Raw genomic sequence first — 23060 nt, 5'->3', positions numbered from 1 at the left:
ATACTAAAGTTTATGAGAGAAAGTAGTTTAATACAGAAAGTTTGTTATAGTGCTTCTCGTAAAACATTTTTTTATTGTAAAATTACATTGTTGATATTATTGGGTGGGTTAATTCAATTGAATAATACATATGTGTATGCGCAAAAAAATGTAAGTGAGGAGAAGGATAAAGGCGGGACAATTACAGGTAATGTAAGGGATGTAAACGGTGAACCGATTATTGGTGCTTCAATATTAGTAAAGGGCACAACGGCAGGTACTACAACTAACTTAGATGGATATTATACATTAAGTAATGTTGCTTCAAATGCAGTATTGATTATAAGCTATATTGGCATGAATACTCAGGAGGTGCATATTAAAGGAAAAGATCTGATAAATGTGACATTGGAAGATGCCTCCATTGGTATAGATGAAGTAGTTGTTGTAGGATATGGTACGCAAAAGAAGGTAAATCTAACAGGCGCTGTGTCAGCTGTAAAAGTGGATGAACAATTGGCAAGTCGTTCATTAACAAGTACATCATTGGCTTTGCAAGGGAAAGTGCCAGGATTATCAATAACGCAGAATTCTGGTATGGCTGGTCGTAATGATGTTAAAATGCTTGTTCGAGGAATGGGAACGGTGAATAATGCTGATCCGTTAGTTGTCGTTGACGGTATGCCTGATGTTGATATCGATCGTATTAATATAGATGATATTGAAAGTGTTTCTGTGCTGAAAGATGCTTCATCCTCTGCTATTTATGGTTCGCGTGCGGCCAATGGTGTTATTTTGATTACTACTAAATCCGGGCATGAATCAGCCCCCAAAATAAATGCTTCGGCTTCTTATACTATAGGTACTCCTACCCATGCATGGGAGTTTATGGCAGATTATCCACGGTCACTGACTTTGTTGCAACGTGATGCTGCTGTTTCTACTTTACCTGGTAATATAAGGTTCAAGGATGGTACTATCGATCAGTGGATGGCATTAGGAATGATCGATCCAGTTCGTTATCCGAATACTGACTGGTATGATGTTATTTTAAGAAATTCACAAGTTCAGAAATATAATCTTTCTGCGTCAGGGGGAAATAAAGTTTCTAACTTTTATATTTCTCTCGGAGTTATTGACGAGAAAGGTCTTCTTATTAATAATGATTATACTCGTTATAATTTGCGTGTGAATTATGATGCTAAAATTCGTTCGAATATGCATGTAGGAGTAAAAATTGCAGGTAATTGGTCGGATCTGCAGTATGCATTAACCAGTAATTTTGATGGTACTATCGATGCCAATGAAATGAGATATGCTATTGCGGGAGTAACACCTTATGATCCTATTACAGGATATTACGGAGGAGTGATGGCTTATGGTGAAGACCCTCAGATTTTTAATCCTTATAGTGCTTATAATACGCAGCTTACACAGAAAGAGAGACAGGAATTGAATGGTAATGTCTATTGGGATTGGAGTCCGGTAAAAGGATTGACTGCACGTTTGGACTATTCTTTGAATTATGGTAATGATTTTAGGTATCAGGCAGATACTCCTAATCGTGCTTATAACTTTCAAACGAATGATTTTGGTGCTCGCTATTTCGTAGAAGATAATGCTCCGATTTATAATTATACCAATAATAGCTATAAAACTCAGTTTAGTGCACGGTTAAATTATGATATTACCTTTTGTAAACATCATACGCTGAATGCTATGTTTGCTTTTAGTGAAGAGTATTGGCATACTCGTTATCAGATGTCAGGACGCAATGATCGTTTGCATTCATCTCTTCATGAAATTGATGCAGCTCTTACAGAGAAACAGTACACGGGAGGGAATTCAAGTGCTGAAGGATTGGTTTCTTATATCGGGCGTATCAATTATGCGGCGTATCAACGCTATTTATTTGAATTCAACTTGCGTTGTGACGGTTCATCTAAATTTCTTGACGGTTCTAAATATGGATATTTCCCATCAGCTTCAGTGGGATGGATTTTTTCAGAAGAGCCATTCATTAATAAATATGTGAAAGGATGGCTAAATCATGCTAAGTTGCGTGTATCTTATGGTGTGTTAGGAAATAATAGTGGTGTGGGACGCTACGAACAACAGGAGACTTTGACTACCAATAATTATATGATTGATGGCAAGATATTGAAAGGGTATGTCAATAAGAAAATGGTAAATCGTGATTTGAGTTGGGAAGAAACATCAGTTACCAATATCGGGTTGGATATGAAGTTTTTTAATAATCGTTTATCGGTTGAACTTGATTACTATGACCGGCTAACTAGTGGTATGATTCGGCCTTCAGATATGTCTGTTCATCTGACAGGTGCGTATTCTGCTCCTCGTAAAAATATTGGTGAGCTGCGAAATAAAGGAGTAGAGGCCAACATTGTCTGGCGTGGAAGGGTTAATGAGTTTAATTATACTGTGAATGCTAATGCTTCTTATAATGCTACAGTACTGGAAAAGTGGAATGAGTATTTAGGGCGTAATCAGAAAAACAGCAATGATTATGTATTTATCAACATGCCATATAACTATGTATATGCCTATGAAGCTATTGGTATTGCACAAAGTTGGAATGATGTGTATAATGCTACTCCACAAGGTGCTCAACCGGGAGATTTATTATATAAAGACTTGAATGGTGATGGGAAGATTGATGATAATGATATGAAGGCTTTTCCACGCATTCAACGTGATCGTCCCACTACAAACTTTGCATTAAGTGGTAATTTTGAGTGGAAGGGATTTGATCTTTCTATAATGTTCCAGGGAGCTGCTGGCCGTAAAACATTTTGGTTAACTGCCAATAATAATCCCGATTTGCAAGAAGCGCGGCAAGCTACTACTTGGGATCATTGGACTAAACCTTGGTCGTTGGAGAACAGAGGAGGGGAATGGACTCGTTTAGGGGGAGCAAATAATCGAAAAGAATCTACCTTTTGGTTGGATAATCTGGCTTATTTGCGTCTGAAAAATCTGCAATTAGGATATACTATTCCTCAAAACCGGTTAAAAAAAATCGGACTTAGTTCTATCAGAATGTATGTATCTGCAGATAATCTGGCTACAATTACTAAATTTCGTGGATTAGATCCTGAAAAAGAAGGTAATATAAATGATGGTTATCCTCTGGTGAAATCGTTCACTTTTGGTATTAATGTAGGTATTTAAATTTAATATCATGAAAAATAGAAGAAATTATATATTGGGTATATTACTGGGTGGAGCATCAATACTTTTAATGGGGTGTGTAAATAGTCTTTTGGACCAAATTCCTACAACTGAATTAGGTAATACGGAATTTTGGCAAACAGAAGAGGATGCAACGAATGGCTTAATGGGGGCGTATGCTGATGTACGTGGTCTTTTTAGTAGAGATTATTATTTTGATGGGCAAGGTGAATATGTCCGTGTCAGAGATGGTAGCGGTAGTTTGAGTAATACTACTACTAATATAACACAGGGGGCTGCTTATAAAGGAGGATGTTATTTTCCTGATCCGTCTTACCGTTTTGGAGCAAAGTTCGATACGTATTATAAGTTCTGTTATGGTGGCATACATCGGGTCAATTATGTGATAGAGAATACACTGAAAATGATTCCGAATGCCAAAACAGAAGAATCGAAGAAGAAGCTTGAAACCGTTATTGGTGAAGCCAGGTTGTTAAGAGGAATGATTTATTTTCGATTGATTTCTATGTGGGGTGATGTACCGTATATAGATCATGTGGTGTACAATCAAACGGAGATGGATAAAATAGTACGTACTTCCATTGCGAAAATCAAAGATTATATTATTGAAGATTTTAATTATGCTTTTGAGAAACTTCCAGTAAAATCAGAGCAGATAGGGCGGGCATCTAAGCCTGCAGCTTTAGCGTTTAAAGGTAAACTCGAACTTTATTGGGCTTGTTGGAATCATTTCGGATGGCCGGAACTTGATACTTTTACTCCAAGCGAAGAGGAGGCGAGAAAGGCGTATAAGGCTGCTGCTGATGATTTCCATGCAGTAATTAATGACTATGGATTAAATTTGTTTAGGAATGGTGAACCTGGTGAATGGGGAGAACTGGGTGATGCAAATGTACTACCTAATTACTTCTATTTGTTTCTTCCTACTACAGGTAACGTCAATACTGATGGTGAAATTATTTTTGCATTCACTCATGGAGGACCAGGAACTGGACAAGGGGAATCATTGATGCGTGATTTCGCAGGGCGTAACATTCAGAATTCTCAGTGTTGGGTGACACCTACATTTCGTTTAGCAGATCGTTATCAATCTACTGTAACAGGTGATTTCACAGATCCGTTGATTCCAATGAACCCGAATGCGCCAAATGCAAGAACTACTAAAAATTCAGCAGTGAATCCGGAAAGTTATTTGAATCGTGATTATCGTATGAAAGCATCAATGTTGTGGGATTATGAAATGATCCAAGGATTAGCATCTTTAAAGAAAACAGATTGGGTACCATTTATATATAAATCATGGAATGCAAAAGTTACAATTGACGGGAAACAGTATACATCGTATAATACCGATGGTACAAACTCTGGATACGTTTTCCGTAAATTTGTTCGTAACTACGAAGGTGCAGATCGTGGTGAAGGTGACTATAACTGGCCGGTAGTTCGTTTGGCTGATGTCTATCTGATGTATGCGGAAGCGACAAATGAATTGTACGGACCACAGCAGGATGCTATTGCTTTGGTTAACAGAATCCGGCATAGGGGGAATTTACCTCCTTTGGCCTCTGACAAGATTTCTGACAAAAAAGCCTTCTTCGACGCTATCGAGCAGGAACGTATTATAGAACTGATAGCTGAAGGACATCGCGCTTTTGACTTGCGTAGATGGAGAGCTATTGAAAGAGTGTGGGGGGAACCGGGATCAGAAGAGGTTTGGATGGGTGATACACACAGTGATAAAGTATATAGCTGGTATAAGAATTTGAATGAGAGATTGTATCAACAAGCTTATATTTTTCAGATTCCACCTAAAGAACGTGATCGTAATCCGAACTTAACTCAAAATACTCCTTGGCTATAATAGCCAGAAGGCCTATAAAGAATGTTGAATTCAAATTAATATTGAAAGTAATGAAAAAATATATAGCTATTTTTTTTATAGTATTAACCTGGATCGGATGTACAAATTTTCCGATTGATGAAGATGGATTGTTAATTACCGAACGTTCAGAATGTTATGTAAGTAGTTTCGAACTTTTGGGCGTTGATTATCAGACTGTGAGACATGGAGCAGCCGTTATTGATACGATGAAGCAAACCATTCATGTGGAAGTACTGTATGGTACTGATCTGAAGAATCTTTATCCTCAGTTTTCTTTGGTAACAGATGCTAAATTGGAACCTAAGATAGAAGGGAAAGTTGACTTTTCGGATTTGGCAAATCCTAAGCAATATACGGTTATTTCGGGTAATAGAAAAGTTCGGAAAATATATACAGTTTATGTTAGTGTACAACAGAAATAAAATGAATACGATGAAGTCTATTGAATATTATTTTTTAATGGTTATCGTTGGTTTATGTTTCGTTTTTACATCTTGTGAGAATGAATACGAGGTACCTGCGGCTGGAACAACTTTACAAAATGATTGTATAAAGCGTTCATTGGGACCTAATCTGGTGGGGGCGAAAATAGAATTTGCTTATGCTATGGCACTTCCTCCTTCTCAAGGAAAGCTGATTTCTGCAAAGGTCAAGGCTTCTATTGCCGGAGCAGACGGTACTTATCTGGAACACAGATCGTTTTATACGGATCAGGGAGGAGATGATAAAGGAGTTGAGATCGGTAGCCCGTCAGTAACAGAAGGAATGATGACGGAAGTTACATTTACGAAAGATACATGTGCAGCAACGTTACGTTACTATTATGTGATTCCTGAAGAAGCTCGTGGTAAGAATATCTCTTTTAGTTTTTATGCGACAGACAGTAATGGTAGAAGTGTCTCATACGACATGGGGACATATTTTATATCTAATATGGATATAAAACTTGATATGATAATTCCTACGGATAGTTATCTTTCTATCTCGGATATGGCAGTGTATACCAATGAGAATATGCCAACTAAAGCGGACAAGATTGATTTGGTATATCTATATCGTAGGATTTCCGGGATTGATTTTTTGCATGCATTAGTTTCACCAGGAGTCGGCTCGGATTATTTACCAGAGATTGTTTTGCCGGAAGGAGTGAATCGGATGACATCATTACAAAGAACTTTTGGAGCTATTGACCAACAACTTGCTCGTGATCAATATGGAACATTTATTGATGATTTGGATTTCTATCAGATGAATTTTAGTAATGCTTCCAATTTTATTGTTAACATAAAGAAAGATGCAGGAACATGGGTTGAAACTGCTGATGGAATATATCGTGCTTTTATTTATGTCAATAAAGTGGATAATGCAAAAAAAACAATGACAATTAGCGTTAAACGATTGCGAGTGAAATAATCGTTTTTTTCAAAATTTATATGTGAGACACTAAGGTGAAGTATACTTGCTATGGAACCTTAGTTGTCTCATGTAACCCCTTTTTCTATTCTCATTTTTAATAGGTTTGTAATTTAATATAAATAATATGGCATTGAAAAGTGTTCGTTTATTCTCTCTGTTTATTCTATTGGGTATTACTTTATATTCTAAAGCTCAGAATCTCCGGATCGATGGATATAAGGGGATTTGGTATACAATTGGCCAAAAGTCGGAGTATGGAGACAAATATTCTGGTGGATTGGCTACTTATACAGCTAATCATACTCCTGTGGCTATCTATGCCTCAAAAGTTGATAAAACCTTTTTTGTTTATGGAGGGACCACCAGTGAAAAAGATAAGCATTTACTGATTATGATTTCTTGTTATGATCATAAAAGTGGAACATTGGCCCGCCCAGTTGTTGTGTGTGATAAGATGGGAGTGGATGATCCTCATGATAATGCTTCTCTTACTATAGATAGCGATGGATTTATTTGGGTATTTGTAAGTGGGAGGAATGTTAGTCGTCTGGGACAAGTATACAAAAGTACAATGCCATATTGTATTGATCATTTTGAGAAAAAGTATCAATCGGTAATAACTTATCCTCAGCCTTGGTATATAGAAGGTAAGGGATTTATTCATCTTTTTACGAAGTATACTGCTGAACGTACGTTTGGTAGAGAACTTTATTGGTCGACGAGTCCTGATGGAATAAACTGGGCTCCGGATAAGAAATTAGCTGGTATGGGAGGACATTATCAGCTTAGTAATGTATGGAAGAACAAAGTTGTTACTGTTTTTAATTATCATCCTGACGGAGGAGCAGATTCTCGGACTAATGTTTATTTGGTTCAGACAGAAGATATGGGACAAACCTGGCAAACAGTGGATGGTGTGACATTAACTACTCCATTGACTTCTCCGCAAAGTGCAGCTTTGGTATATGATTATCAAAAAGAGAATAAATTAGTGTACTTGAATGATTTGAATTTTGATAAAGATGGTAATCCTATTATTCTGGCAGTTATAAGTAAACATTATCAACCGGGCCCCAAAGGAGATCCCCGAGAATGGGTTGTACTTCACAGAAAAAACGGACAGTGGTACTCACATGTGTTATGCTCTTCTTCTCATAATTATGATATGGGGTCTATTTATGTAGATAATGATGTCTGGACAGTGATTGGACCGACAGAGGATGGACCGCAAAAATTTGGTACCGGAGGAGAAATTGCTTTGTGGAAAAGTTGGGATGAAGGCCAACACTGGACTAAAGTAGCAAATGTTACTAAGAATAGCCCACGAAACCATTCGTATGTTCGTCGTCCTTTATATGCTCATAATGATTTTTATGCATTCTGGGCAGACGGGAATGCTGATAGTATGTCTGTGTCAAAACTTTATTTTACAGACAAAAATGGGAGTCAGGTATACGAAATGCCCTATCGGATGAAAACTGATTATGAAAAACCAATTGCAGTATATAATCAGAATTCGTATCAACCATTTGGTGTGAATTTGGCATGTGCAGAATTTGATGAAGCAAATTTACCAGGTAAATATGATAAGCATTATACTTATCCGAAAGTAGAAGAATTGGATTATTTTAAAGATAAAGGATTGAAACTGATTCGTTTTCCTTTTAAGTGGGAAAGGATACAGCATGAGTTGAATGGTGAACTTAATTCTGTAGAGCTGAAACGGATTAAAGATTTTGTAGGTGAGGCAGAGAAAAGAAGTATAAGCGTGATTCTTGATTTACATAATTATGCACGACGTTATCACCAAGGAGTGAAATGTATTATTGGTACTAATGGGGTAACCTTAGATCACTTTGCAGATTTTTGGCGGCGTTTTGCCATGGAAATGAGTTCATTCTCCAATATCTATGGCTACGGATTAATGAATGAGCCTCATGATTTAGGGAGTTCGGTTTCCTGGTTTCAAATGGCACAGAAAGGTATTGAGGCAATAAGAAAAAGTGATCAAGAACGACCAATAATTATTGGGGGGGACGATTGGAGTTCTGCGGAGAGATGGGTAGAGAAGAGTGATACATTGAAATATTTAAAGGATCCTGTGAATAATTTGATTTATGAGGCGCATGTTTATTTTGATGCGGATGCTTCGGGAAGTTATAATGGATCATATGATACGGAGAAAGGATCTCCTACACGAGGGATAGAAAGGGTTCGGCCATTTGTTAATTGGCTTAAAAATAATCAGTTAAAAGGGTTTGTTGGTGAATATGGTGTTCCGGATGACGATGAGCGTTGGTTGGTCACTATGGATAACTTTTTAAATTATCTACAGAGCGAAGGTGTGAATGCTACCTATTGGGCAGCAGGTCCATGGTGGGGTAAATATCCTCTTAGCCTTACACCAAAAGGTGGGAAAGATGCTCCGCAAATGAAGATAGTAGAAAAATATCTTACTACCAGTTATCGGCATTGGGTAGATGGAGCACTTGCTAAAGCCGAAAAACAGGCTTTATTGATGGCCAGACATCTGAAAGATAAAGAAGGTAAATTACCGCGCTCTTTGAACTCTAATGGAGAACTAGTGACCTCTTCTTCTGATTGGTGGTGTAGTGGCTTTTTCCCTGGTGTATTGTGGTATTTGTATGAAAATAATAAGGGTAGTGAAGAACTGTTTGATTATGCTAATTTATATACTAAACGTATTGAAAAGGAACAGTTCAACACGAGTACTCATGATTTGGGGTTTATGCTGTATTGTAGTTATGGGAATGGATTTAGATTGAATCCGACATCTGAATCAGAGGGAGTTCTTATTAACGGTGCACACGCTTTATCTGCAAGGTATAATCCGGTTGTGAAGTGTATCCGTTCCTGGAATAAATGGCGTGATTATTCTTATCCTGTAATTATAGATAATATGATGAATCTGGAGATGTTAATGTGGGCTTATAAGAGAACGGGAGACGATACTTTTAAGAATATAGCCATTTCTCATGCGAATACGACGAAATTGCATCATTTTCGAGAGGATTATAGCTCCTTTCATGTGGTTGCTTATGATTTGAAAAGTGGTAAAGTGTTGCAGCGAGGGACTGATCAGGGATATGGTGACGATAGTTCTTGGGCACGTGGACAAGCATGGGCACTTTATGGGTATACGATGATGTATCGTGAGACAGGAAATGAAGATTATTTGAATTTAGCATGGCATATCGCAGATTTTATACTGAATCACCCACATCTGCCGAAAGATAAAATTCCATATTGGGATTTTGATTCTCCTGGTATACCTGATGATTATAGAGATTCTTCGTCTGCTGCTATTATCGCTTCCGCTTTGTTGGAATTGAGTAAATATTCGGAGGGTCATCGTTGTGAAAGGTACTACACAGTAGCGGAACAGCAACTTCGTATGCTTGCTTCGGATGAGTATATGGCTGAAGTAGGAACAAATGGTTTTTTTATATTAAAACATGGAGTAGGAAATATTCCTCAGAATTCAGAATTGGATGCTCCTTTGAGTTATGGTGATTATTATTTCATAGAGGCTCTTTTGCGGTATCGAAATTATTAAAAACAGAGAACATATGAGAACTATTTTTCTTTTGATATTCTTTTTACTTTTTCAGGGGGAATTAAATATGTATGCACAAGTATTACCTTCACATCCCCGTATATTAATGTCTGGTGGAGAGGAAATAGAAATTAAAGAAGCTTTATCTATGGATACTCTTTGGACTGGTTTACATCGAAATTTCCTCAAAGAATGTAATAATCTGCTTAATCGGCCATTGTTGGAAAGGAAAAAGGTGGGTATGCGGTTATTAGCTACTTCTCGAGAAGCTCTTCGAAGAATATTATTTTTGTCTTATGCGTATCGTATTACTGGAGATGAAATATATTTTCAACGTGCAGAGGAAGAATTACTTACTGTTTGTCGTTTTTCTGATTGGAATCCATCTCATTTTCTGGATGTGGCTGAAATGGTCTTAGGAGTTGCCATTGGTTTTGATTGGTTGTATACTAAGTTATCGGCTGATTCACGCAGAATCATTAGTGAAGCTATCATGACGAAAGGGCTCTTACCTGCACAGGATGAGAGATATAATTGGTATTTGAAAGCAAATCATAATTGGAATCAAGTATGTAATGCAGGTATAGCAATTGCTGCTTTGGCGGTTTATGAACAAAATCCGGAAATGTGTAGATCTCTTATTCGGCAGGCAGTAGAATCTGTAAAGCTCCCTATGGCTGAATATGCACCTGACGGGGCATATCCTGAAGGGTATTCATATTGGAGGTATGGAACAACTTTTAATGTTCTTTTATTGGGAACCCTGGAGAAAGTTGGTGATTGGGATTTGTTGCCAGCTTTGTCGTCAGGTTTTATGAATACCCCTTATTATTATGAGCAGATGGTTGGTCCAACCGGGTATAGTTTTAATTATGCAGATTGTGGTGATGAGCATGGGTTAGCACCTGTTATGTTTTGGTTTGCAAAGAAAACTGGGGATCTTTCTTTATTATGGACAGAAAAAAGCTTCATGCAAAAAGATAAATGTTCTGGCTATTTGGCAAATAGACTGTTTCCGCTAATATTTTTATGGGGTAGAAATATAGAAATAGACAAAATTGTTCCTCCTGAAAAGATGATGTGGATAGGAGGGGGCATTACACCAGTTGCATTGATGCGTACTTCTTGGACTGATAAAAATGCTTTGTATGTGGGCATTAAAGGAGGAACTTCCAGTAGTAATCATTCACATATGGATGCTGGATCCTTTGTGATGGATGCTATGGGGATACGATGGGCTATGGATTTGGGAATGCAAGACTATGAATCTTTGGAATCGAAAAAAATGCAAATCTGGAGTAATGATCAACATTCAGAGCGTTGGAAGGTTTTTCGTTATAATAATTATGCTCATAATACCCTTACTATTAATAATAAACTACATGATGTAAAAGGGTATGCGTACTGGAAATCGTTTGTTGATAGTGAGGGTTTGAAATCTGCAACGATTGACTTGACTACTATTTTTAAGGATGAACTGCTCTTTTGTCAAAGAGAAATTACAATGGTAAACGGCGCTTATGTAGTGGTGAAAGATAGTGTGAAAACAGATACTACAAAGCAAGCTCTTTTACGTTGGACAATGTTGACAAGAACTCAGATAAGAGGGATACAGAAGGATGGCTTTATACTGGAGCAAGATGGGAAAAGGATGAATGTGAAAATTAAAAGTCAGAATCAGGTTCAAATAAAAAAATGGTCTGCACAATCCGGTAATAGTTATGACGCTCCAAACCCTAATGTTGTTTTGATAGGATTTGAAACTATTATTCCGGCTGGAGAGGAAGCGGTTTTTGAAACAGTTCTATGCCCGGAACAATTGGTTAATTAGTATAGGTTTAAAAAATATCATAGAATAATATGAAAATACGATTTTTTTTCTTGTTAATATGTTTTCTATCTGTTGGCTATTCTTGGCGCCTGCATGCAAAAATTGTATTACCCGCTATGTTTACGGACAATATGGTATTACAACGACAAACTGAAGTAGCTTTTTGGGGAACGGCTACTCCGAGGTGTACTGTAACAATTAAAACTTCTTGGAACAATAAAGAGTATTTGGTTAATTCATCAGATAAAGGTGAGTGGCGGACAAGAATATCTACTCCTCAAGCAGGTGGTCCATATTATATTATTGTCTCAGATGAAACGAGCATTCGTTTGGATAATGTATTAATTGGTGAAGTTTGGCTTTGTGCTGGACAGTCTAATATGGAGATGCCAATCGGAAGTTGGGGGAAAATAAATAATTATGAAGCAGAAATTCGTTTGGCTCAATGTCCCGAAATACGTGTTTTGCATGTTGAACGTGCTGCAAGTTTGTCACCACTCAGTGATTTGAAGAAGGTACGTAAGGGGACTTGGCAGGTTTGTTTGCCGGAGTTTGCAGCAAACTTTTCTGCCGTTGCGTATTTTTTCGCTAAGAATCTTCATCGCCATTTAAATGTTCCTATTGGAGTAATTACGGCCTCGTGGGGAGGGACTATTGCAGAATCGTGGATTAGTAAAGAAGCAATAACCCGGATAACTGATTTAGATAGTTGTGAAAAGGATACTCTCAAAGAATATTCCGTTGATAGAGATGGTCCTAATATCCATTCTGTACTTTTTAATGCAATGATTCATCCTATCATTCCTTATACTTTAAAGGGAATCATTTGGTATCAAGGTGAATATAATTGTGCCCGTGCAGAACAGTATAAAGATATATTTCCGCTCTTGATTACTGATTGGCGTAAACAATGGAAACAAACGCTGCCCTTTTATTTTGTACAGTTACCTAATTTTGGAGAAAGAAATGAGGAGCCGACTGGTGCACAATGGGCTGAATTAAGAGAAGCTCAATTTGAAACATTGTGTATGGCCAATACTGGGATGGCAGTAACCATAGAACTGGGAGAAGCCAAGAATGTACATCCCAAAAGAAAGAAAGAGGTCGGTGACAGGTTGGCATTAATAGCAAGGGCTAAGACTTATGGAGAAGATATTGTTTATTCCGGGCCTCTGTATAATTCATATATCATTGAAAATAATCAGGTGAGGATTAAGTTTGATCACGTTGGTGGCGGGCTAAAGATTAAAGGAGGGGATTTGATAAAAGGTTTCTCAATAGCTGGTCCGGATCACAAGTTTTATTGGGCAGAAGCTGAAATAGATGGAGAAGAAGTAGTGGTTAGTTCTCCTAATGTTCCTTATCCACTTGCAGTGAGGTATGCTTGGGCTGCTAATCCAGAATGTAATTTGTATAACGGGGCTGATTTACCAGCCTCACCGTTTAGGACAGATCATTGGAAATAAAGTATAGTGTTGTTTTAAATTTTAATAGTATGAAAAATGTATTATTAGGGTCTGATAATAAAGAAGTTGGTTATCAGTGTAATGATTCGTATGTACATCTTGAATTACCGTCGCTGAATATAAATAAGCTTCTGTGTTTAAATACCTGGGTATTGAGACTGAACAATGCTTTGAAATAAATGATAGAGGGTTTTGTACAACTATTATAAATATTGAAAGTAAAAATAAATTTAATGGATTATCATTCTTTTCTTTCTTGTATTGATTTTACTATTGTTGCCGTTTACTTGGGGGTATTGGTCTTTATAGGATTTCATTTGAAGCGTCGTGCATCTCAGAATCTGGAATCATATTTGTTGGGGGGTAAACATATCCCATGGTATTTGCTGGGATTATCTAATGCCTCTGGTATGTTTGATATTTCTGGTACTGTATGGCTGGTTGGTATAACTATTGTATATGGACTTAAGAGTATTTATATACCTTGGCTTTGGCCTGTTTTTAACCAAATATTTCTGATGGTTTATTTATCGGCTTGGTTACGTCGTTCCAATTGTACGACAGGAGCAGAGTGGATTCGCTTTCGTTTCGGAACGGATAATGGTGCTGTGACTTCTCATTGGATTATTGTTGTGTTTGCTATTTTGGTTGGACTGGGCATGTTGGCTTACGGTTTTATTGGTATGGGTAAATTTGTGGAGATATTTATGCCATTAAAAAGCGTCTTTCCTTTTTTGTCTTTTCTTCCTGATACATATATTCCTCATGTCTGGGGTGTTATTTTTACTCTGTTTGCAGTATTCTATGCTTTGATGGGTGGAATGATGAGTATTGTTTGGGCAGATGTGGCACAATACATCATTATGGGTTTAGCTTCCGTGGCTGTAGCTATTATTGCGATATTGCATTTAGATATCATTGAGTTTTCTTCTTGGTTACCAAATAGTTGGTTTTCTCCGTGGTTTGGGCAAGAGTTAAATATGACTTGGACAGGTAAGTTTGTTGAGTTTAACAATAAAATAGGTAGTGATGGTTACCAGCTTTTCAGCCTTTTCTTTGGATTAGTTCTTTTGAAAGGTGTGTTAGCTAGTGTTGCTGGCCCGGCTCCTACTTATGATATGCAAAAAATACTGTCAACTCGTTCTCCTCGTGAAGCAGCTTTGATGAGTGGCTCGGTCACATTGGTATTGATGCCGGTTCGTTATATAATGATTACAGGCTTTGCTATATTAGGGCTTATTTTGTTTAATCAGATACAGGGGCAAATTACTACTCCTGCCGGTGTGATTGATTTTGAGTTAGTTCTTCCGGCAGTAATTAATCACCCTTGGATTCCAGCTGGAATAACTGGGTTGATTCTTGCAGGATTACTGGCTGCATTTATGTCTACTTTTGCAGGAACTTTAAATGCAGTTCAGGCATATATTGTTAATGATATTTATATAAAGTATTTTAAGAAAGATGCGACACCCAGACAAGCCAATCGTGCAAATATTGTTGTGGGTTTAATTGTTGTTGTTGTCAGTATTTGTTTTGGAGTATTAGCACAAGATGTGAATAGTGTGTTACAATGGGTTACTAGTGCATTGTATGGTAGCTATATTGCGGCGAATATCTTAAAATGGCATTGGTGGAGATTTAATGGACGTGGTTTTGCCTTAGGTATGGCTGCAGGCATGATTCCGGCATTGATTCTTCCGATAGTTCCTTACTTTGACGGAGTGTTACCTTTATACTATTTTCCGATTATTTTTATTTGCTCTATTGTTGGATGTGTATGGGGAACTTATTCAGTACCTCCTACCGATTTAGAGGTTTTGAAGGAGTTTTATAAAACAACTCGTCCATGGGGAATTTGGAAGCCTATTGATGTACTTGTTAAAGCTGAAACTCCTGATTTTAAGGAAAATTCTGATTGCTGTAGAGATCTTATTAATGTTGGAGTTGGGATTATCTGGCAGACAGCTCTGGTGGCGGCGTCGATTTATCTCGTTTTACAGCAATTCATTTATTTTATTGTAGCAGTTATTATTGTTATAATTACTTCAGTAATATTAAAAAGGAATTGGTTTAATAAACTGGAAAATTGAATTTAATAAATAATATTACAGATTATGAAATTTGGATTTTTTGATGACGATAAGCGTGAATATGTGATTACAAACCCACGAACTCCATGGCCATGGATTAACTATTTAGGAACAGAAGATTTCTTTAGCTTGATTTCTAATACAGGAGGCGGATATACGTTTTGTAAGGATGCAAGATATAGGCGTATTACACGATATCGTTATAATAATGTACCAATAGACGACGGAGGGAAATATTTTTATATCAATGATGGGGAAAATATATGGAGTCCGGGTTGGAAACCTTGTAAAACAGAGTTGGATAAATATATTTGCAGGCATGGGTTGAATTATACGGTTATTACCGGGGCTAAAAATGGTCTCGAGGTAGAGATCTTGTATATGGTACCATTGCATACATGGGCAGAAGTTCAGAAAGTTACGTTGAAGAATACAACAAATCAAATAAAACGATTTAAAGTATTTTCGTTTGTTGAATGGTGTCTGTGGAATGCTCAAAGTGATATGGAAAATTTCCAGCGTAATCTTTCATTAGGTGAGGTGGAGGTAGAAAACTCAATTCTATTTCATAAAACAGAGTATAGAGAACGACGGAATCATTATTCTTATTATTCGGTGAATGTACCTATAAATGGTTTTGAAACGGATCGTGAATCATTTTTAGGAATGTACAATGGTTTTGATCAACCTCAGGCGGTAACTCAAGGAAGGGCATGTAACAGCATAGCACATGGTTGGTTGCCAATAGCGTCTCATTATATTGAAATTGAGTTGGGACCGGGAGAGTTAAAAGATTTGATCTTTGTTTTAGGATACGTTGAAAATGGTGAAAGTGAGAAGTGGGACGAGGAACAGAAACTAAATAAAAAGTGTGCATATGAAGTAATTGATAGATTTAATACTGTTGATTCTGTAGACCGAGCTTTTAATGAATTAAAAGAGTATTGGGACTATTTGTTGAGTGCATATGTACTGGAATCACTGGATCCGAAACTTAACCGAATGGTGAATATCTGGAATCAGTACCAGTGCATGATAACTTTCTGCTTTTCTCGTTCTGCCTCATATTTTGAGAGTGGTATAGGGCGTGGCATGGGGTTTAGAGATTCTAATCAAGACTTGATTGGCTTTGTTCATCAGATACCAGAACGAGCTCGTCAGCGTATTATTGATATTGCATCGACACAATTTTCTGATGGTGGTTGTTATCACCAGTATCAACCTCTGACGAAGAAAGGAAATAATGAGATAGGACAAGGGTTTAATGATGATCCTATGTGGCTGATTTTTGGCACTATACATTACTTAAAGGAAACGGGTGATTTTTCCATCTTACATGAACAGGTTCCTTTTGATAATCAGAAAGGATCGGAAGCTTCACTCTTCTTCCATCTTCAAGTTTCTTTTGAGCATATTGTGAATAATTTAGGGCCTCATGGTTTGCCTTTAATAGGGCGGGCGGACTGGAATGATTGTTTAAATTTGAATTGTTTCTCAAGTAATCCGGATGAGAGTTTTCAAACTACGGAAAATAAATCGGAGGGTACAAAAGCTGAGAGTTTAATGATAGCTGGATTGTTTGTAATGTATGGACGAGAATATGCAAGACTGTGTAAGATATTAAATAAGAATATTGAGGCAGAAAAGGCATACAAACATGTGGATGAGATGGTAAAGGCGGTGATGAAATATGGATGGGATGGCAATTGGTTTTTACGGGCCTATGATTATTGGGGGCGGAAGATCGGTTCGGAGGAGAATGAAGAAGGGAAAATCTTTATAGAATCGAATGGTTGGTGTACAATGGCTCAGATCGGATTGGAAGAGGGAATGGTGGAAAAGGCTTTGGATGCGGTGAAAGAAAGATTGGATTGCCAGTATGGTATAGTATTGAACAACCCGGCTTTTTCAAAGTACTATAAAGAGTATGGGGAAATATCGACTTATCCTGAAGGATACAAGGAAAATGCTGGAATATTTTGTCATAACAATCCATGGATTATGATAGGTGAAACCATTCGTGGACGCGGAGATAACGCTTGGGAATATTATAAAAAAATATGCCCAGCTTATCTTGAGAGTATCAGTGAACTTCATAAAATGGAACCTTATGTTTACTCTCAAATGATAGCAGGAAAAGATGCTTATAAACCTGGTGAGGCGAAAAACTCATGGTTAACAGGAACAGCTTCTTGGAATTATTTTGCCATAACGCAATATATTTTAGGTATTCGGCCAGAGTATGACGGTCTGTTGATTGATCCGTGCATACCTTCTTCATGGCGTAAATTTAGGGTGAAACGCAGATTTAGGGGAGCTATTTATGATATCGTAATAAATAATCCAAAAGGAAAAATGAAAGGAGTTAAGCAAATTATAGTGGACGGTGAAAAACTTGAAGGTTCTTTCATTCCAGCGATGTTAGCCGGTAGTACTTATAAAGTTGAGGTAATAATGTAGTATTTATAAAATGAATAAACATGAGAAAGAAAATGGATGTTCGGAGAAGGGGGGATGAATTCGGGAGGAAAGGGAGGTAGTCATTGTTAATAGTATTGTGTCTGCTAGAATCTATGTTAGCGATGTAAAAAGAAGGGGATTTTTATTGTTATATGTATAGGTGTAGCATTCCCCTTTTTTATAAATTGTTGATGTTACTAATTTGATGTTGAATTAAAAAAAGTGAATCTGATGAAAATCTTGAAACTGCTATTTTGGGTTTCTCTGTTGCCCTTTGTATCTGTACAAGGTAGAATAATAAAGGTTTTGGCTATTGGGAATAGCTTTTCTGAAGATGCTGTTGAGCAGAATCTGTATGAATTGGCTGTTGGTGGTGGGGATACATTGATTATTGGAAATATTTATCGTCCTGGGCAAAGTCTACAGTCACATTGGAAAATGGCTATTTCAGAAGAAGCTTTCGAGTATAGAAAAATTGAGAATGGAAAGAAAACGAATGTTCATAAGAAAATGCATGAGTGTATTACAGATGAAAACTGGGATTATATTACATTCCAGCAAGCCAGTTATGATTCAGGATTACTGGAATCTTATGAACCCTGGTTATCTAATTTGTTGGAATATGTAAGGAGATATATTACTAATTCTACTGTAAAAATAGGGTTACATCAAACTTGGGCTTACGCTCAGAACTCGACTCATTCTGGATTCTCTGTATATGGTAACAGTCAAATAGACATGTGCCAAGCTATCGTAACGGCTGTTTCCATAGTAGCTCAACGCCATGCTAATGAGATAGCGTTTGTGGTACCTTCAGGAACTGCTATTCAGAATTTGCGTAACACTTTTGTTGGAGATACTCTTTGTCGTGATGGTTATCATTTGAGTTTGGGATTAGGACGTTATACTGCGGCATGTACTTGGCTTGAGATAATAACCGGACAGAATCCCGAAACGAGCTCTTATAGTCCTTCTTCATTGACAGAGCAAGAGGTTTTGTTAGCAAGAAAAGCAGCGCATACAGCTGTCCTTTATCCCTATGCTTCTGTTAGGATTGATGAATAGGGACTTTAATATGGTACTGTTCACTATTTTGTGTAGATAGAAGGCACTCTCCATAATATTGTGGACAATGCCTTGGAAAACGTTATTTCTTTTCCTTCTTTAGTACTTTCTCAATTGCATGGCTCAGACTGTCTGTTGGGATATCTCTTGCAAGTATCCTGCCGCCTGGAGATACGAGTATATTGGTTGGTAATTTCAGTATGGTATATTGTTTGGCAGTCTCCAGATTCCACCCAGTAAAGGTACATACCTGTTCCCAGGTTAGTGTATCCTGCTTTATCTTATTTTTCCAGTCTTCTTTATTTATGTCGAGTGAAATACCTAATATGCCAAATTCTTTGTTCTTTTTATACTTGTTGTTTATCTTGCGCAGTTCCACATTTGTAGAATCACACTCTTCGCACCAGGATGCCCAGAAATTGATGAGCATATATTTGTCCTTGAACTTATCTAAGCGTGTTACTTTTTCTCCTTTTTGATTGGGAAGGCTGAAGAAAGGAGCTGTCTTGCCTTCATTCACTTTTTCTATTTGGGTGATATTTTCGGTCAACTGTCCAATGGAAGGTTTATCTTGAAGTACTCCTGCCATCACATCAATCAGCTCTTTTATCTTTTTAAAGTCAGGAGTTTCCTTTTGTACAAAATACTTGTCCAGCAGATAAATGCTGACGAAAGAATTGTTGTGCTGGCGGATAAATTCTTCTGCTTTTGCTTCGAGCATTTTTTCGGAGGGTATGCCCGGCCCTTGCAGCGTTGCTTGGAAGGCTGAGAACTCTTCATTATAAATATTTCCCTCAATATTCAGGTGGTCCAGGTTGTTTGCATTCCCTTGTACCTTGATTTTCTCTTTTTTATCAAGAAAAATCGGATACTCTGTTTCCCCTTTCAAGAGTAGCATGGCTGTGGTGATGGTGTCTACTTTTAATGAATGAGAGAACTTGCCTCCCTTCACATATATAGTATCTATATGCTGGTAGAGTCCGTCGATGCCATATAAATAGATTGTATCGTCTCCCAGTCCTTTAATTTCTCCGGTTATGCTTGTTGTATCTGCATTTTTCTTGCAGCCTGTCAGGCAGATTATCAGGATGAGCAAGATATTTATTTTCTTCATTTTTGCATCTTTTCTGCGAAAGTACGGGTTTTATGGATAAAAAAAAAGAATTGCTCACCATAAATGATGAGCAACTCCTTTTTTTCAAATAAAATACGAAGGATTCGTTTATTTGATAATATTCATAAAGTCTGAGTTAACGAAGTATTTTGCGAACTCAAGATCAGTTGCAGCTTTCTTAGCTAATGAAGAGTCTTTAGCAACTGCGCTTTTCAGACTGCTTGTTAACATAGAAAGATTGTTAGTTCTTGCACCTAATACAGCCATCAGATAGTCTGTGTAAGCATCCGGTTTTTCTACACCAGCCAATGTGTTTTTAGCTTTGTTGTAGTCCTTAGCCAGGATCTGAGCAAGAGCAGCACTATTTGTCTTAGCGTCACCGAATGAGTTTACAGCTCTTTCATACTGACCTTGTGCAATGTACAGGTTACCCATTGTTTCGCCCAGTTCTTTAGCGCCAGAAGCCTTACCTAAGTAAGATTCAGCAGCGCTCTTATCACCTTTAGCCAGAGCTACAAGACCTAAGTTCATGTTAACTTCAGGAGCAGCCTGAATGTTAGCAGCTTTCTTCAGGTATGATTCAGCTTTGTCAATGTTACCAGCCTGATAAGCCAATTTACCAAGGTTGTTGAATGCACGGTAGTCATTCGGGAACAACTCAGTAGCTTTTGTATAGATTACTTCTTTCTTACCGTTGTCATTAGTCAGTGTTGCAGCATACAGCAATTCTTCCAAAGTCAGTTCTTTAGGATTAGAAGAAGCCAAAGAAGCGATTTCGTCGTCAGACTTACCAATGATCTCATAGTTCAAAGTCAAACGAGAACGACGCAATTGCGGCAGGATTTCGTCAGCCAAAGTTTTGTAAACAGAAGAGATGTTTTTGATTTCTTGTTCTCTTTGTTCAGGATCCTGATACATAGAGAGTACGCGAAGGATCAATTCTTTGTCCTGGATGTTTGATTTAGAAACCAGTTCCTGGAAACCTTCCCAGTCCTGAGCTGTGTATTTAGCATCGATAGCTGCATCGATCTTAGCTTTCTTAAGGTCTTTGCTCAACATCTTAGTAGTGTTGTCCTCACGGTTTTCGGCCAGCTTAGTGTTCAAACCTACACCACCATCAGGAGATGCATAAGCAGAAATTTCAATGTTGCTGATTTTTTTGTTAGCAGCATCGTTTACGTTAGCTACTTCCTTGTTGAATTCTTTAGCAGTCTTCAATTCGCTTGCACGAATGTTAGCCTGTTGGATAAGGAACATAATGTTAGCATTGTGTTTCTCTTTGATGATACGTTGGAAAGCGTCGTCACCGTTAGCAGGGTTAGCACTTTGCAGCGTGTTTTCAATCAATTCTGAAGTAGAAATCACACCATCAGCAATTTTCACAGCAGGGATAGCTACTGTCTTGTTGCCGATTTTAGCATTGAATTCAAGGTACAATTCAGACTTAGCCATTTCAGGAACATAGTCAAATGAAGTTTTCATCGTGTAGTTACCACCCATCTTGTAAGAGATAGTCTGGTCGTTACCTTCAACTTTTTCACCTTGGAATACTGCAGGTTGGCCTTTAACTTCGCCACCATTCCATCTTAAAACCGGAGTTACTTCTACAACGGCTTTCTTTTTGAAATACTTTTCAGGAAACTTTCCGTTGATAGTTACAGGAACTTTACCACCCACTGCTTCCAACACCTGCGGAGTTGTAGTAAAGTAGTCAGATGATAATTCACCCATTTTGCTGCAAGACGAAAATGCAACAATCAATGCCATAAGGAAAGGCAAATAAAGCTTCTTAATCATTTTAGGTATAAATTAAATGTTTGTAATTGAAATATTCGTCCATTCATGCCTTTTCCATTTAACCCGGAAAAAGTAACGCAAAGATATTAAATATTAAGATATATATATAGCTAAAGTATTGTTTTTATTATAATTTAATGAAATCAGCCTTTCTTTTCTTGACGATATTTAATATTACGCGGGTGATGCTCTATTATTTCACTCCGTAACATGTTCCGATCGATGTGAGTATATATCTCCGTAGTGGCAATGGATTCATGCCCAAGCATACATTGAATTGCTCGTAAATTGGCTCCTCCTTCCAGCAAATGAGTGGCAAATGAATGACGAAATGTATGTGGACTGATATTCTTGGTGATACCGCTTATCTGTGCGAGTTCTTTGATGAGGTGGAAGACCATAATGCGGGATATGTTTTTACCCCATCGGGCCAGAAAAACAAAATCCTCATATTCTTTTTTTATTTTTCCCCGGTTCCGGTCAATAAAGTATAGTTGTATCTCTTTAATAGCTCGTGGAGAAATCGGTACCAGACGTTGTTTGCTGCCTTTACCTTCTACTTTGATAAAACCTTCGTCAAAATAAAGATCGGAAAGCTTTAAATTGGTCAGTTCGGATACGCGTAAACCGCAGCTATACAAGGTTTCCAGCATGGCACGATTGCGCTGGCCTTCGTTTTTACTAAGGTCTATGGCTGAGATGATGGTATCAATTTCTTCAACTGTCAGTACCTCTGGTATTTTAAAGCCAATTTTGGGGCCTTCAAGCAGTTCGCTGGGATCGGCTTCTATATAGTCGGCCATAATGAGAAAGTGGAAGAAAGATTTGATACCTGAAATAATTCGTGCCTGCGAACGTGGGTGAATACCAATATCATGCAGTCCGGCAGAGAAGCGTTCCAGATCGTTCAGACAAACATCCAGAACTCCGGTATTCTCTGCTTGCAGGAAGTTGAGTAGCTTACTCAGATCGGTCATGTAAGCATCCAGCGTATTTTTAGACAGAGACTTCTCCAACTTTAGATATTGTTGGTACTTTTTAATTATCTGCTCTTGTGTATCCTTCTTCTCGGTTTTTTCGTTTATTTTCATTTCTTTTTTCTACCTTTGCTCCGCGAAGATAGGTTGCACCTCAGCAAAATACAAATAAATTTGCTTCTACATTCGGTTT

14 protein-coding genes are annotated in these 23060 nt (G+C 37.6%); 11 read left to right on the top strand and 3 right to left on the bottom strand.

The genetic code is table 11. From position 1 onward, the window contains the following. Positions 1-12 precede the first annotated feature (12 nt). The 11 genes from K8P02_RS17465 to K8P02_RS17415 all read left to right on the top strand — a co-directional run bounded on the left by K8P02_RS17465 (position 13) and on the right by K8P02_RS17415 (position 18979). Positions 13-3171 carry a SusC/RagA family TonB-linked outer membrane protein gene (locus K8P02_RS17465; protein ID WP_122201409.1) on the top strand — a complete coding sequence of 1053 codons (3159 nt, stop codon included), beginning with the start codon at positions 13-15 and terminating at the stop codon, positions 3169-3171. 10 nt (positions 3172-3181) lie between these two features. Beyond that, on the top strand, positions 3182-5053 hold the full coding sequence (locus tag K8P02_RS17460; protein WP_195349543.1) for a RagB/SusD family nutrient uptake outer membrane protein: 1872 nt from the start codon (positions 3182-3184) through the stop codon (positions 5051-5053). 50 nt (positions 5054-5103) lie between these two features. Continuing rightward, a complete protein-coding gene (locus tag K8P02_RS17455) occupies positions 5104-5496 on the top strand; it encodes a DUF5018 domain-containing protein (RefSeq protein WP_025867525.1) in 393 nt (130 codons plus the stop codon). Position 5497: 1 nt separating this feature from the next. Beyond that, on the top strand, positions 5498-6487 hold the full coding sequence (locus K8P02_RS17450) for a DUF4466 family protein (RefSeq protein ID WP_223381581.1): 990 nt from the start codon (positions 5498-5500) through the stop codon (positions 6485-6487). Between the two features lie 127 nt (positions 6488-6614). Continuing rightward, positions 6615-10067, top strand: a complete 3453-nt coding sequence (locus K8P02_RS17445) for a cellulase family glycosylhydrolase (protein ID WP_195349545.1) — start codon at positions 6615-6617, stop codon at positions 10065-10067. 13 nt (positions 10068-10080) lie between these two features. Beyond that, on the top strand, positions 10081-11898 hold the full coding sequence (locus K8P02_RS17440; RefSeq protein ID WP_025867523.1) for a heparinase II/III domain-containing protein: 1818 nt from the start codon (positions 10081-10083) through the stop codon (positions 11896-11898). Positions 11899-11927: 29 nt separating this feature from the next. After that, positions 11928-13364 (top strand): sialate O-acetylesterase, encoded by a 1437-nt coding sequence (locus K8P02_RS17435; RefSeq protein WP_223381579.1) that lies wholly within the window; start codon positions 11928-11930, stop codon positions 13362-13364. 29 nt (positions 13365-13393) lie between these two features. Then, positions 13394-13543, top strand: coding sequence for a hypothetical protein (locus K8P02_RS17430; protein WP_007482850.1), 150 nt, complete (start codon positions 13394-13396; stop codon positions 13541-13543). Positions 13544-13597: 54 nt separating this feature from the next. Beyond that, the gene (locus K8P02_RS17425; RefSeq protein ID WP_007482848.1) at positions 13598-15454 is read left to right on the top strand and encodes a sodium:solute symporter family protein; all 1857 of its coding nucleotides are present in this window, start codon (positions 13598-13600) and stop codon (positions 15452-15454) included. Positions 15455-15478: 24 nt separating this feature from the next. After that, a complete protein-coding gene (locus K8P02_RS17420; RefSeq protein WP_025867522.1) occupies positions 15479-17914 on the top strand; it encodes a GH36-type glycosyl hydrolase domain-containing protein in 2436 nt (811 codons plus the stop codon). Positions 17915-18145: 231 nt separating this feature from the next. After that, on the top strand, positions 18146-18979 hold the full coding sequence (locus K8P02_RS17415) for a DUF4886 domain-containing protein (RefSeq protein WP_025867521.1): 834 nt from the start codon (positions 18146-18148) through the stop codon (positions 18977-18979). A gap of 82 nt (positions 18980-19061) precedes the next feature. Here K8P02_RS17415 and K8P02_RS17410 read toward each other — a convergent pair whose 3' ends face one another. From K8P02_RS17410 to xerD, 3 genes are all read right to left on the bottom strand, one after another. Continuing rightward, on the bottom strand, positions 19062-20093 hold the full coding sequence (locus K8P02_RS17410) for a TlpA disulfide reductase family protein (protein WP_025867520.1): 1032 nt from the start codon (positions 20091-20093) through the stop codon (positions 19062-19064). A gap of 108 nt (positions 20094-20201) precedes the next feature. Next, a complete protein-coding gene (locus tag K8P02_RS17405) occupies positions 20202-21890 on the bottom strand; it encodes a tetratricopeptide repeat protein (RefSeq protein WP_195350187.1) in 1689 nt (562 codons plus the stop codon). A 143-nt stretch (positions 21891-22033) separates the two neighbouring features. Then, positions 22034-22981 (bottom strand): site-specific tyrosine recombinase XerD, encoded by a 948-nt coding sequence (gene xerD, locus K8P02_RS17400; protein ID WP_002558314.1) that lies wholly within the window; start codon positions 22979-22981, stop codon positions 22034-22036. Positions 22982-23060 lie beyond the last annotated feature (79 nt).

Source organism: Bacteroides nordii (assembly GCF_019930665.1).
Classification (GTDB): Bacteria; Bacteroidota; Bacteroidia; order Bacteroidales; family Bacteroidaceae; genus Bacteroides; species Bacteroides nordii.
The sequence above is the reverse complement of the archived record's forward strand: the minus strand, read 5'-3'. Positions and strand labels throughout refer to the sequence as shown.

Excerpts from the sequence above, each read along its gene's own strand:
- K8P02_RS17465 (WP_122201409.1), top strand. The coding sequence starts at position 13 with ATGAGAGAAAGTAGTTTAATACAGAAAGTTTGTTATAGTGCTTCTCGT.
- K8P02_RS17460 (WP_195349543.1), top strand. The coding sequence starts at position 3,182 with ATGAAAAATAGAAGAAATTATATATTGGGTATATTACTGGGTGGAGCA.
- K8P02_RS17420 (WP_025867522.1), top strand. The coding sequence starts at position 15,479 with ATGAAATTTGGATTTTTTGATGACGATAAGCGTGAATATGTGATTACA.
- K8P02_RS17440 (WP_025867523.1), top strand. The coding sequence starts at position 10,081 with ATGAGAACTATTTTTCTTTTGATATTCTTTTTACTTTTTCAGGGGGAA.
- K8P02_RS17405 (WP_195350187.1), bottom strand. The coding sequence starts at position 21,890 with ATGATTAAGAAGCTTTATTTGCCTTTCCTTATGGCATTGATTGTTGCA.
- K8P02_RS17435 (WP_223381579.1), top strand. The coding sequence starts at position 11,928 with ATGAAAATACGATTTTTTTTCTTGTTAATATGTTTTCTATCTGTTGGC.
- K8P02_RS17425 (WP_007482848.1), top strand. The coding sequence starts at position 13,598 with ATGGATTATCATTCTTTTCTTTCTTGTATTGATTTTACTATTGTTGCC.
- K8P02_RS17430 (WP_007482850.1), top strand. The coding sequence starts at position 13,394 with ATGAAAAATGTATTATTAGGGTCTGATAATAAAGAAGTTGGTTATCAG.
- K8P02_RS17410 (WP_025867520.1), bottom strand. The coding sequence starts at position 20,093 with ATGAAGAAAATAAATATCTTGCTCATCCTGATAATCTGCCTGACAGGC.
- K8P02_RS17445 (WP_195349545.1), top strand. The coding sequence starts at position 6,615 with ATGGCATTGAAAAGTGTTCGTTTATTCTCTCTGTTTATTCTATTGGGT.
- K8P02_RS17415 (WP_025867521.1), top strand. The coding sequence starts at position 18,146 with ATGAAAATCTTGAAACTGCTATTTTGGGTTTCTCTGTTGCCCTTTGTA.
- K8P02_RS17455 (WP_025867525.1), top strand. The coding sequence starts at position 5,104 with ATGAAAAAATATATAGCTATTTTTTTTATAGTATTAACCTGGATCGGA.
- K8P02_RS17450 (WP_223381581.1), top strand. The coding sequence starts at position 5,498 with ATGAATACGATGAAGTCTATTGAATATTATTTTTTAATGGTTATCGTT.
- xerD (WP_002558314.1), bottom strand. The coding sequence starts at position 22,981 with ATGAAAATAAACGAAAAAACCGAGAAGAAGGATACACAAGAGCAGATA.